The sequence below is a fragment of the Aquimarina algiphila genome (assembly GCF_007489275.1).
GTDB classification, from domain to species: Bacteria; Bacteroidota; Bacteroidia; order Flavobacteriales; family Flavobacteriaceae; genus Aquimarina; species Aquimarina algiphila.
In genome coordinates, this window is record NZ_VLNR01000030.1 from 54191 (window position 1) to 69069 (window position 14879).

At 35.1% G+C, this 14879-nt stretch carries 7 protein-coding genes; all 7 read left to right on the plus strand.

The window, feature by feature from the left end:
• The first annotated feature begins 135 nt into the window (after positions 1–135).
• Complete coding sequence (locus tag FOF46_RS31585; protein WP_167571857.1) at positions 136–297, plus strand: hypothetical protein; 162 nt, start codon at positions 136–138, stop codon at positions 295–297.
• 88 nt (positions 298–385) lie between these two features.
• The gene (locus FOF46_RS31590; protein WP_167571858.1) at positions 386–559 is read left to right on the plus strand and encodes a hypothetical protein; all 174 of its coding nucleotides are present in this window, start codon (positions 386–388) and stop codon (positions 557–559) included.
• A gap of 90 nt (positions 560–649) precedes the next feature.
• The gene (locus tag FOF46_RS15130; protein WP_143917039.1) at positions 650–2695 is read left to right on the plus strand and encodes an ATP-binding protein; all 2046 of its coding nucleotides are present in this window, start codon (positions 650–652) and stop codon (positions 2693–2695) included.
• A gap of 96 nt (positions 2696–2791) precedes the next feature.
• On the plus strand, positions 2792–3463 hold the full coding sequence (locus FOF46_RS15135; RefSeq protein WP_109438583.1) for a response regulator: 672 nt from the start codon (positions 2792–2794) through the stop codon (positions 3461–3463).
• Positions 3464–4277: 814 nt separating this feature from the next.
• Positions 4278–7364 carry a sulfatase-like hydrolase/transferase gene (locus tag FOF46_RS15140; RefSeq protein ID WP_143917040.1) on the plus strand — a complete coding sequence of 1029 codons (3087 nt, stop codon included), beginning with the start codon at positions 4278–4280 and terminating at the stop codon, positions 7362–7364.
• Between the two features lie 832 nt (positions 7365–8196).
• On the plus strand, positions 8197–8655 hold the full coding sequence (locus FOF46_RS15145; protein WP_167571859.1) for a hypothetical protein: 459 nt from the start codon (positions 8197–8199) through the stop codon (positions 8653–8655).
• Between the two features lie 40 nt (positions 8656–8695).
• On the plus strand, positions 8696–14879 hold a 6184-nt coding region (locus tag FOF46_RS15150), incomplete at its 3' end, for a DUF6923 family protein (RefSeq protein WP_208746782.1).

The following is a 14879-nucleotide window of genomic DNA, read 5'->3' on the forward strand; positions in this document are numbered from 1 at the left end:
TACTCTAGTAAAATAAACGTCGTTTGCGCAGCGACAACCCCGAAATTAAAAACGAAAAATTGAATACCCCCTAAAGATTTTAAAAAAAATCTTTATCAAAAAAAAACAAAGTATTAAAACTAAAAGACTAACATTATGAAAACTATAAAAACATTATTCGCTATATTATTTTTAAGTACATTTTTTATCGCTTGTGAAGCAGACTCAGTAAATGACGAAGTTGGGATTGAAATTAATGACGAAATCTCTGAAGATGATGACGGTCAAGTTATTACTCCAACAACTCAAGGAAACTAATCATTAATTTCTACAGATAACAGAAATAATTTTGTTTACTTTTCTAAAAACAATAATAAGACACTATTTTAATTTTAAGACTAACGTTATGAAATCTATAAAAACATTATTCGCTATACTATTTTTGACCACATTATTCATGGCTTGTGAGACTGATTCAATAAACGATGAAGTGGGAATCGAAGAATTTGATGAATTCGGAACAGAAGATGATGACGGAGTAGTAATTTCACCACCATCATCAGGCGGAACAGAGAACTAATATAGAAACTAAGTTAATTAAAAGCTCTAATATAATTAGAGCTTTTTTTTTATTTGTAAATTGAGTATTTTAGAAAAAAATTACTTTTCTATGTTTAGATTTCTATTAAGATTTATAATTATTATCTTATTACTTTTTCAAATTGGATGTGATAATCTAGATAAAGAAGTAAAGAATGAGGAATTGAAATCAAATTTAATACAATCTCATATTGATGAAGCTAGAAACAAAAAAAACTCGGATGAAGAACGAAAAAACAATTTAGAAAAAGCATATGGCATTTATTCTACACTTATTGATAATACATATAAAATAGAAAAAATTCAAGAAATTTCATTTGTGTATTTTGAACTTAAAGATTATGATAATTATAGAATAATGAATGAAAAAGCCTTGAAATTATCTAAATCTATTAATGATTCATTGAATATCGCTGAATCACATACTTATTTAGGGCTTTATTATAAGGCGTCTAGACTTGATTTAGCATATGAAAACTTCTATGAAGCTGAGGAGATATATTCATCCTTATATAATAAACAAAATGGATCTGAGGGCCATGCATTTGATAGAGGTAAGGTTTTAACAGATCTAGCCCTTATATTAAGAAAAATCAAAAATTATAGTGAAAGTGAATCATTAACTATTAAAGCAATAGAAAATTTTGAATTAGCTAAAAATAACTTGTATATACCATTATGTTATACAAATTTGGGAATAATAGCAAAGTATACAGAGTTTTATGATAAAGCAATTGAATATCATAAAAAAGCGATAGAATATGCGAAAGGCACAGAAGCTGAAGTGTTGCAGATACTTACTTCTTATAACAATATAGGTACAACATATAAATCTCAAAAAAAATATGATAAAGCAAAAGAATATTATAATAAAGCACTAACATACACTGATTTTTTAAGTAAAAATCCAAAAAGACGTGCTAGATTAATTGATAACTTAGCTTATGTTAATTTTTTGTCTAATGATACTTCTAATATCCCAGATCTTTTTTTTAAAGCGCTAAAAATACGAGATAGTATAGGGGATAAATATGGAATTGCTACTAATAAGTTGCATCTAGCAGAATATTATAAATCTATAGGAGAAGATAGTATTTCAAGGATGTACGCTTATCAATCGAAAGATTTATCGTTAGAATTACAAAAGAATGAAGAGTTATTAAAGACTTATCAAGTTTTGTCTAAAGTTTCAGATAGTAAGGAGGGATTAGAATATGCAAATGAGTATATCAAACTGAATGATAGTTTAGTTAAAGAAGAGCGCTTATTTAGAGATAAGTTTGCTCGTATTCGTTTCGAAACAGATGAAATTGTAGAACAAAATCAACAAATCAGTCGAGAAAATGAAATCCTAATCATTGCAATACTAGGATTAACAGCCTTATTTTTATTGGGATATATTATTTTTAGACAACAACAGAGTAATAAAGAGCTATTATTTGCTCAAACCCAGCAAGAGTCTAACGAGGAGATTTATCGATTATTCATTAATCAACAAATCAAACTAGAAGAAGGTCGGCAGTTGGAGCAACAACGTATGTCAGAAGAGTTGCATGATGGGGTATTAGGTAGATTGTTTGGGGTGCGATTGAGCCTCGATGGGATCAACCAGCGTGCCAATGATGAGTTTACAGATTCAAGAAATAAATATATAGAAGAGCTTAAAGCCATAGAAAAAGAGATACGACTCATCTCTCATGATCTGGGTGCAGAAACCTTACCGTCTGATGTAGCCTATATTGATGCGGTAGAAAACCTGATCAAAGACCTGTGCGAAGTGCATAAGCTAGAGTTTGAGTTTAATAATGATGAGGATATCGATTGGGAGGAGATTGATGATCAGAAAAAGGTAAATTTCTTTAGAATTTTACAAGAGTCGATGCAGAATATTTTTAAACACGCCCATGCAGATAGTATAAAAATAAACTTTGATTATGTCGAGGATAAAATAAATCTTACTATTTTAGATGATGGAATAGGGTTTAGAGAAAATAAGGTTAAAAAAGGAATTGGTTTAAAAAACATTACTTCGAGGGTTAGTCAGATGAGTGGAGTAGTTAAGTTTTTGAGTGAAGTAAACTCAGGAACTACCGTATCAGTAAGTGTACCGGTGTAAAACTAATAGATAGAATAGATACATACTATTTTTTCTTTTGCCGAGTTAAATTATAATACGGTATTATTTTTAAAACCTAAACAACAATTTTTAAAGATGAAGAAAAAACTAAAAGTTCTTATGATCGATGATCATCCCATGATTATCGAAGGGTATAAAAATACCTTGTTAGGAGAAAATCAAAAAGAGTATCAAATTAAGATTGATATTGCATCCAACTGTGATGATGCATATGCAAACATCGTAAAATCTTCTGAGACGGTACCTTATGATATGCTTTTTATTGATATCAAATTACCTCCTTCTTCAGACGGAACGATTACTTCTGGTGAGGATTTGGCAAAACATGCCAAAGAATTGTTGCCAAAGTCAAAGGTGATTATTCTCACCATGCATAGAGAAGATCATAGAATACATAACATACTTAAAAACATTAACCCGGCGGGATTCTTAATTAAGAGTGATCTTACGTCTAGTGAACTGTTATTGGCATTCAATAACATTGTAAAAGGTAAAGCCTATTATAGTGCCACGGTAAATGATCATTTTAGAAAAATGATGACCAATAAGTTTTCTCTGGATGAAAAAAACCTTAAGATTTTGTATCATTTATCTCGGGGTGTAAAAACGAAAAATCTTCCTAATTATGTGAGCTTATCACTAAGTGCAATCGAGAAAAGAAAAAATCAGATTAAAGAGATGTTTTCTATTGCCAAAGCTGATGATCAAAAATTATTAGAAGAAGCTCGCAAAAGAGGTTTTATATAATATAACATATTGATATTTAAGATGTTTTAAATTTTTGTAAAATATACAAGTATAAAAATAGGCGATCCATATTGGATTGCCTTTTTTTATATAATTCATAAGGGTTAATAGGGTTTTTACGGTTTTAACGTATATATTTTGATGTTTTGCACTGATGATAATTAAAGTTTTATGTCTACTTTTATAATGTTAAAGAAAACATAAAGTAAACACAATATTTTTTACGATTATTTATAGAAGGAAACTACACTAGACATTTTATTTTCTTACCTCTACTTGTCATCTGTGTCTTTTTTAGATAGTTACTCACAATCATATTTGTCAAAATCATAAAGAAGGTATGCTTATATCCTCAATGGGATAAAAGTATATGAACATTATGATGTTCTGGTAAAAAATGGGAATAAACAATATACAATAAGAAGGTATTAAGCTGATACATCAGAGATACAATAATTAACTATTTCTTCTGAGAAACAGCTTGTGAAAATAACGCTGCAAAATTGTAAAACTTTGGCGAGCCAGCAATTGCAGTACTGAATAACGAGTAATTTAAAAATAAAACCAATACATATGCCCAAATATTTTCGAAAAAATGATCGCGAAGCTACTTTGCTTTGTAGACAATACTATGCCAAATCCAAATGCAAAACGGCATCTCTAGTATACAGTATCAATACAGAATAACAAAAGCAAACTTTTACAAAACCCTAAGTACACCCAAACCGATATTGTCAAAAACAATATAAATAAAGAATAACTAAATAATCAGTGTAGTATGCTACATCAACATGTAACCTTAATCTATTAATCTATGAAAACAACAATTAAATTTTTAACGCTACTGCTCGTTTTTGGAGTTGGTGGTTCAATCTATGCACAGTCTCCTAACATCGTGGTGATCATTGCCGATGATATGGGGTGGTCTCAGGTGAGTACAGGGCTAACAAATCTTAATAATCCTAGTGATTTCTATGAAACTCCAAGATTAGAAACGTTAGCGATAGAAGGTATAGCATTTGATAATGCATATGTAAACGGAGCGAATTGCGCACCTACAAGGGCAGCCATTTTAAGTGGTCAATATGCATCAAGACCTGATAATAATGTATTTGCGGTTAATGGATTAAATAGAGGAGGAAATTCTACATTGTTGGTAGGCCCAAGTCAGGGAATCTCAAATGGAGAAGACGAAATCCCCGCAAGTGCGATTACTATTGCAGAAACAATAAAGACAGCTGGATATACAACTGCGCATTTTGGAAAATATCATTCTGGTGGAAGTCTAAATAATTCACCAACTGATCAGGGGTTTGATTTTAATTATGGAGGAGGATCAGATGGTGCTCCAGGATCTTATTTTGCTGCTTTGTCAGGAAGTAACTGGGAGTTTCATCCAAGAATTGGCCCAGAACTAGATGTATATGCTTCGCCATATACTGCAGCAGAATCATTAGCTCTTGCGGGTGATAATTCGCTCACAGGTACAGCCAAACATGTAACAGATGCCATGGCAGATGCAGCAATTGATTTTATGAATGCAAATAACAGTTCTCCATTTTTTATGCATTTTAGCAACTTTGCAATCCATGGACCATGGGGGCAAGCTAATGCAAGACCAGATCTGTATGCTAAATACGTAGCAAAAAATAATACTAATCCTAGTCAGATGGGACATACCAATATCGCTCAGGCAGCTATTGCAGAAGGAATGGATCAGACCATAGGTAGACTTATAGATTATTTAAAAACTACTCCAGATCCAAGAAATGCAGGCCAAATGCTTTCGGCAAATACATTAGTGTATTTTATTTCTGATAATGGAGGTGCAATAGGTACCGAAGATAATGGTCCATTACGAGGTATGAAAGGTGAACACTATGAAGGAGGAGTACGATCTATTACCATGGCTTGGTCAGAAGGGCTGCTGGCAAACACAGGAACTATAAATAGTACTCCTGTTGTAGCTTTTGATTTATATCCAACACTAGTTGAAGCAGCTGGAGGAACATTACCGGCAGGATACGAAATAGATGGAGTAAGTCAGTGGTCAATGCTAACAGGTACTAATCCAAACTTAAACAGAGATGCAATTTATTGGCATTTCCCGGGATATTTAATAGATTCTAAGAGAGATCAAAGACCAGTTTCTATTATAAGAAAAGGAGATTATAAACTGATTCATAATTTTGAAACAGCATCATATGAGTTATATGATTTGATAAATGATATTAGTGAATCAAACAATTTGTTGTCAGGAAGTCCAGATGTTGCCACATTAACCATCGGAAATGATTTAAGTACAGATCTTCGTAATTACTTGATTGATATATCGGCTCCTTTGCCAACATTTAGAAGTAGTGGTGCTACAGTTCCTTTACCAGAGATTATTGAAATTACGACACCTCCTCCAGGAGGATGTGGAGCTCCCGATTCTTATATTGCATTTTGGAATTTTGACAGTGTAAATGGAGCTAATGATGCATCTGTAAATAATAATGATCCTCTTTCTACTATAGGAACACTAACTTATGATACTATAGATTTTAAAGAAGGAGACCAGTCTTTTGTGTTTGACGGAGCTACAAAAATACAGTATAGTCAAAACCCAGGACCGTTTATGATTTCTTCAATGACTCAGAGAAGTGTCGCTATGTGGATAAAACCAACGGCATTATCAGGTATCCAGAATCTTTTTGAAGAAGGTGGAGGAATTAGCGGAGTGGTTCTGCGATTAAATGGAGCAAATCTGGAATCAATAGTACGAAATAGTTCTACTGTTTCTGATACCCGTAGTGCAGCATTCCCAAATGATGGAGATTGGCATCATATTGCAGTAACCTATAATGGTGGAGCTACAAGTCATGAATTATATATCGATGGCGTTTCTGTTTCATCTAGTGCAGCTGCTCCAGGTTCTGTTCCTACTCATATTGGATCAGGAGGTATAGGTGGGGTTCAAAAAAAGGATAGTTTTGGCGAAACTGCTGATAATTTCTATACCGGGAAAATGGATGCAGCAGCAGTTTATGATGTTGCACTTTCGACAGCGCAAGTAGTAGAAGCTGCCTGTGTAGATGATACACCACCACCGCCACCACCAGTATGTACCTATTCTGTAATTAATTCAGAAGATTTTGAATCTGGTTTGGGAATTTGGATAGATGGTGGAGCTGACGCAAGAAGAAGTTCAAGTGATGCCGCATATGCAAATGGAACCTATTGTGTGAGATTACAAGATAATACATCAACATCAGTGATGACGACAAGTAATCTGGATCTAACAACTTATGAAGAACTTACCATTGATTTCTCATATTATTGCAGAAGTATGGATAATGGTAATGAAGATTTTTGGCTTCAGATTTCAACAGATGGTGGAGCAAGTTTTACTACGGTAGAAGAATGGAACCAAGGAGATGAATTTGTAAACGATCAACGTTATAATGATCAGGTAGTTATAGCTGGACCTTTTACTGCGAATACACAGATTCGATTTAGAGCAGATGCTTCTGGTAATCAGGATTGGGTATATATAGATGATGTGGTAATTAATGGATGTACAACCTCTGCGGCAAGAGCAAATGAAATGTTGGTTGTTCATGAAAATGCAGAAACAGAAACACAGGCGGTTGCAGAAGAAGAAATTGAAACAAAAGGAGATGAAAATTCTATATATCCAAACCCATTTAACAATCAGATTAATATAACCATAAAAGGAGGGAATTACCAGAATGCAGAGATAGAGTTATTTAATAATCTGGGACAATCTTTATTTTTAAAATCATATCAAAAAGAAGAAAGAATAAAAGTGTCCACTCAGGATTTACCTGCAGGTCAGTATTTTGTTAAAATAAATATCGATAATAAGATAACAACAAAACGATTAATAAAAATGTAAATATCATCTATGCAATAGGTATGATATAACACATATTAATATATCCAAATGAGTAAATTATTTAGTTTACTCATTTGGTTTTTTTATAAGTACTCTTCTTCTATACGTTTTAATTCCTTTTCTTAGATATATGGGTATAATTTACAGTCATAGTACAAAGATGTTATTACGATAAATTAGAGATTAAATTTCAGTATTAAATGCAGATTTTATCGATTAATAACAATATTAATCTCTTTTTTTAAGGTCAAAACCTCTTTTTTTATACGTTTATATCAGTTTTTTGTAGAAAATAGACTACAAAGTGTTTCTGTTTTTTAGTAATTAAAACTCCTTTTTCATTGATAATCAGTGTTTTAATTGTTTAATTGTGGTTTAGCCGTAATTATTTTGATGTTTTAAATTATTTAGAATCAAGCTTTTATGTATAAATTTATAATGTTAAAAAAAACATAATGTATGTTTTGCTAGTTATAATGTTTATTTGTCCCATAAATGTTATAAGTATTGAACTTAACCTGTAAAATAAATTGCCTGTGGAAAGCATTATTTTTATCTCTTTAATGAAAAAATGACGGTTTTTTATCGTCACGATTTTTGTTGTTTAAATATGTATAAATTGTATTCTGAAAATTGTTTTTTTTATACAGTTGCAGAGTAGTAAATACATAATAATGAATAGGATAAAAATATAGATTGAATTCATATTGTTTTCCTTAAATAGTATATAATGATAAATAGTTAAAATCATAGTATAACAATAACAATCTCACTGTTGTAAAAGTTTTGGCGAGCCAACGATAGTAGAGATCTGAATAACGATAAATTTAATATGAAATTAACCATGACAAGGTTTCATTTTTCTACATCCAAAGTTGTATCAAAACATCTTTCTGCAAAAGATAATATATCTAATTATACCACAATAATTTTAATAGGAGCAATGACTCTTTTATTAGGGATTTATTCTTTTGTGGCATACTCCTTTTTAACAACTTCCTCTTCATTATTGATTGAAGACTATTCTTTTTTACCTACCACCATAACCAGTCAAAACAAACAAACTAACCAATTTTTTTCGCATCATAAAGTAACTATAAATGATAATGTATTGATAAATAATGAGGCTATTGACTCACTTCCTATTTCTACTTTTTTAAAAAATCATTTAGAACAGACCCCTAAAGATCACCCATTACAGAGGAGTAGATCTATGCTTTGTATCTCAGAAACAATAATAGAAACGGGTTTTTCTGAATCCTTTCAAAAAAATAATAAAACAGTTTCATAATAGATAGCTTATGAAAATTTATACTCAATTCCTATTTCTAATGCGAGACATACTAGCCTGGATGTATAATTTTTTGGGCTTTTGCCAGATAAGAAAAAACACTTTTGGTAGTAGAAAAAAAGATTACACCGTTCAAAAAACAAGAAATAGTTTATCTCTTGTGTTTATAATTGTAGTAATGTTTATAGGCTCTGTTGTACATGGTCAATTTAGCTGTTCTTCTGTTTTTTACCAGATTATAGATGGTGAACTTAGAAGTTATGATCCTATTACAGGAGGGTATTCAAGTCCTATTAATACTACACCTCGATATAATGCAGTTGGTTATAACAGAATAGATAATTTTGTATATGGTATAGGAAGAGCAGGTGCTATAAATCGACATTTAATTAGAATTGACGCAGACGGTACATTTGAGGACCTAGGTGAATTAACCAATATGGGAACTGGAGGAATATCTGGAGATGTAGATGATAGTGATAATTTATGGATTGATCGTGGTTCAGAATATGATAGAATAGAAAATTTATCTACTCTTGTTGCAGGAGGTTCACCGGCAGTAGTCACTGTAAATTTTACAGGAGGAAGTGCTGATGAAGCAAATGATGCTGTATTTATTAATGGAAACTTATATGGAGTGAGTCAAGCTCCAAATTTATTGATTTGGAATCTCACTACATTGACAAAAACCGAAGTGCCTCTTTCTGGTATTCCAACGGCAATTGGGTATGGAGCTGCATTTACAGATTCGGCAGATCGTTTATATGTGTCCTACAATGATGGAGGTTTATATCAAATTAATGATTATAATACGGGTACTCCATCAGCCAGTTTTTTAGGCTCTACTATTGCTACAACCAGTAATGATGGCTTTTCGTGTCCTACAGCACCTTCCGCAATTGATCAGGATGGCGATGATAACCTAAACCCGTTTGATCTGGATGTAGATGGTGATGGTTTGAGGAATACGGATGAATCCCCATCAGATCCATTTGCTGATGTTGATGCTGATAATGTATTTGCCTATCTGGATGATGATGATACTATGGGAGCCATTGGAAACCTCGATGGAGTTGTTGAAGCTATTTTTGATACTGATGCCGATGGAATCCCGGATTTCTTTGATTTAGATAGTGATAATGACGGAATTTATGATGTTGTAGAAGCGGGACATGGATTACCACATACCAATGGAAGAATCACAGGACATGAAACAGGATCAGGAACCAATGGACTTTTTGATGGAGCAGAAAGCGCTGCCGATTCGGGAACTCTTGGATATACAATTACAGATACAGACGGCTTAGGAAATCCCAATTTTCAGTCTTTAGAGTCAGATGGAGATGTATGTAATGATGTAGTAGAAGCTGGTTTTACTGATGGTGATGTTGATGGAGTTTTAGGGTCTTCACCAATTACAATTGATGAGAATGGAGTTGTCACTAGTGGAGTCGATGGATATACAGCTCCGGGAGGAGATTATTTGGATGATCAAATATCCACTGCTTGTGTATTAATTCCGTTTAATTGCCCACAAACATTTTATCAAATTATTGCAGGAGAATTAAAAAGCTATGATCCTATAACAGGAGAATATTCTGACCCCATTAATATTACCCAATTTTATAATGCAACAGGATATAATACCTTAGACGATTTTGTATATGGTATTGGTAAAGGAGGAGGTTCGAGCCCAATTAATAATCACCTTATTAAAGTAGGAGTTAATGGAGCTATAAAAGATCTTGGTCCTTTAGGTGGAGGTTTTGCAGGAGGGGGTATTTCTGGAGATGTAGATGATAGTGATAATTTATGGATTAATAGAGGAAATCATTATGATCGAATAGCAAATGTATCAACATTACCAGAAGGAGGAAATCCAGTCGTAATAACAGTAACATTTACAGGTCCCGGAGGAACTGCAGTACCTAGTCAAAGAACAAATGATGTCGTTTTTATTAACGGTAAACTATATGGGGTTACTAATGCAAGTGAATTGGTAATATGGGATCTTACTACACTAGAGAAAACGGTGATAGGAGGCTTAGCAACACCTACTGCAACTAATTTTGGAGCCGCATTTACCGATGCAGAAGATCGCCTATATGTATCATATAACGATGGAGGTATGTATTTAATCAATGATTATGATACTGCTACTCCAACGGCTTCTTTTTTAAATTCTACAATATCTACCACAAGTAATGATGGGTTCGCTTGTCCAGATGCAACTTCTGCTTTTGATGAAGATCAGGACTTAGTACTTGATCCACTAGATTTGGATGTAGATAATGACGGTATTCCTAATGTAGATGAATCTCCAACCGATCCTTATGCAGATGTAGATACCGATAATGTTTTTGCATACCTGGATGATGATGATAACAACAATTTAGTAGGAAATGATGATGATGCTATTCAGGCTAGTTTTGATACCGATGGGGACGGTGTACCAGACTTTTTTGATTTGGATAGTGATAATGATGGGATTTATGATGCAGTTGAAGCCGGTCATGGGCAAACAGTGGGAACAGACGGGAGAATAACTGGTGCCAATGCAGGGTCAGGGGATAATGGTCTTTTTAATGCACTCGAAAATGTGGATACAAATGCGGCAGTGCTAAATTACACAATTGCTGATGCAAATGTTGCAGGAAATCCAGATTTTCAATCCATTGATAGTGATGTTGATGGGTGTAGTGATGCTAATGAGGCCTATGCTAACCCTAATGCAGATGGAGGAGATGGTGGAGTATATAACCCGGGAAATACAGCAACCGAACCATTAACAGTAGCAAATGCTACTGTTAATTCTAAAGGAATAGTAGTAGCAGCTCCTTATGATACCGGGATAGTTGCTGCTGTAACTAATGATGCTATTGCAACCGGATGTGATGATGGAGATGGTATTCAGGGAACCGAAGAGAATCAGGGACCTAATGGAGGTGATGGTAATGGAGATGGTATTTTAGACTCTTTACAAGGTAATGTAGCTACTTTGCTGATTGCAGACGGAACGGGGTTTGTTACAGTGGAAACTACAGGAGATTGTATACAGATTACAAGTATAGATGCAGTGCTAGAATCTGAATTAGCAGCTAATGATACAGGGTACAATTATCCTTTTGGGTTGATTGATTTTACATTGACCTGTGTCAATGCAAATGATGATGTAACCGTGACATATTATTGGCATGTAGCTAACTCTTTATCAGGATATACATATCGTAAATATGGTCCGGCTAGTCCAGGAGGATTGACCGATATATTCCAAAACTTCGCCACTACATATAACACTAGTGTTATTGGGTCAAATACAGTTCCTACAGCTTCATATGTGCTTCAGGATGGTCAACCTGGTGATGATACAGTTTCTGATGGACAAATTATTGATCCGGCAGGACCAGCAGTATTAACTATAAACTCAGATAATGATAGTGTAGCCGATAGCGATGATAAAGATGATGATAATGATGGAATCCCAGATATCGAAGAATGTGATTTTGGAGGTGGTTCTTTTGGAATTGAATTAGTTGATGATGCAGATACAAATTTTGAAATTACTGCTGAGGACAATTCAATAACATTAGCAAATCTATTATTCGCTCCAAACTCTGATCTTACTCTGGTTTCTTCAACTGTTAATGTTGGTAATGGAACAGTACCGCAAATTGGAACATTTGATGACGGAGACCAAATAACAGATAGTGGTGGGAGTCCTAATGCATTCGTAGGATTTGATAAGGGAATTATATTTTCTTCAGGGAATGTCCTCGAATTAGATGATAATTTGTCTAACCAATTTTATGAAGATGAACCAACACCTCCATTCTCTACATTTGGACCTGCTTTAGGATTTAATGGAAATGGAACTGGAGTTGCAGGAGGAGGAACTGATTCAGATTTTGCAGGAGGTAGTAGTACAGAGTTTGATGTCGCTAGTTTAGAAGTTGTTGTTAATGTTCCGACTGAAACAACAATTATCGGGGAGTTTGTATTTGCTTCAGAAGAATATAATGATTTTGTGAATACGGGTCTAAATGATGCCGCCAAAATATTTGTAAATGGAACCAATGTAGCGTTAACACCTTCAGGATCGCAAATAAGTATAAACACGGTAAATAATACAACTGATAGCGCATTTTTTATAGATAATGAAACTGATCCTACAGCAGTAAATATTGAAGCTGACGGATTTACAACCACAATAACATTTTCAGCTGTACTTACTGCTGGAGATAATACAATTAAGATTGGTGTAGCAGATAATGGAGATAATGTTTTTGATTCCTGGTTAGTTTTTAAGGCAAATTCATTCGAATTATGCTATGATAGAGATTTTGATGGTGATGGAATTGTGGATCGTCTTGATTTGGATAGTGATAATGATGGGATTTATGATGCTGTAGAAGCTGGACATAATCAAGCTCATGTTAATGGAGTAGTATCGGGTGCAGTAGGAGCAGATGGTATTCCAGATGCTGTTCAAGGGTCAGGAAATGAGGATAGCGGAACAATAAACTATGTTCTTGCGGATAGTGATACCGATGATAATGATAATTTCTTAGAATTAGATAGTGACAATGATGGATGTAATGATGTCACCGAAGCAGGGTTTACCGATGGAGATAATAATGGATTTTTAGGAAGTGGTACGTTTGGTGCTGGTCTTACCGTTGATGGGAATGGAGTAGTTACTTCTGGAACTGATGGGTATACAGGTACAAATGCAAATGTGACCACATCTGGTGTTTCACCATCAATTACTACACAACCATCTAATGCAATTATATGTTCAGGAACAAATACTACGTTTACTGTAGTCACTTCTGATGCAGATACATATCAATGGCAAGTTGATTCCGGAAGTGGATTTGTTAATATTGATCCTGCAAACATAGGTGATATTTATAGCGGAAGTGATACCGCAATATTGACTTTAACAGGGCCTACAACATTTGACAATGGGAATCAATATCAGGTTATTGTTACTAGTTCTACATATATATGTAGCTCGGTTACTTCAGAAATAAGAACATTAACCGTTACAGCGGCACCAACAGCTGGGACTTTATCGGGTACTACCGAAGCTTGTGCAGGAAGTACGACTACCTTTAGCTCAACAGAGGCAGGAGGAAGCTGGAGTTCGGCAAACACATCAATCGCAACGATTAATTCAAGCACCGGACTGATTACGGGAGTAGCAGCCGGTACGGTAACGATGACCTATACGGTTAGTGGTACAGGAGGATGTCCTGATGCTACTGCAACCAGGGATGTAACCATTACCGCACCACCTACAGCAGGAACACTATCCGGAACTCAGGAAGCCTGTATTGCCGGTACGACTACTTTTAGCTCTACTGTAGCTGGAGGAAGCTGGAGTTCAGCCGATATTACTATAGCAACGATTAATAGCAGTACAGGACTGATTACCGGAGTAGCAGCAGGTACAGTGACCATGACCTATACGATAAGTGGTACAGGAGGATGTCCTGATGCTACTGCAACAAGGGATGTAACCATTACCGCACCACCCACAGCGGGAACACTATCGGGAACTACCGAAGCTTGTGCAGGAAGTACGACTACTTTTAGCTCTACAGAGGCCGGCGGAAGCTGGAGTTCAGCTAACACAGCAATCGCAACCATCAACGCAAGCACCGGACTGATTACGGGAGTTGCAGCCGGTACGGTGACCATGACCTATACAGTAAGTGGTACAGGGGGATGTCCTGATGCTACAGCAACCAGGGATGTAACTATTACAGCACCACCAGTTGCTGGAACCCTATCCGGAACAACAGAAGCATGTATCGCCGGTACAACTACTTTTAGCTCTACAGAGGCTGGAGGAAGCTGGAGTTCAGCCGATATTAGCATAGCAACGATTAATTCAAGCACTGGACTGATTACCGGAGTTGCAGCAGGTACAGTGACCATGACCTATACAGTAAGTGGTACAGGAGGATGTCCTGATGCTACTGCGACTAGAGATGTAACCATTACCGCACCACCTACAGCAGGAACCCTATCCGGAACTCAAGAAGCCTGTATCGCCGGTACCACCACTTTTAGTTCAACAGAGGCTGGAGGAAGCTGGAGTTCAGCTGATATTAGCATAGCAACGATTAATTCAAGCACCGGACTGATTACGGGAGTTGCAGCAGGTACGGTGACGATGACCTATACAGTAAGTGGCACAGGGGGATGTCCTGATGCTA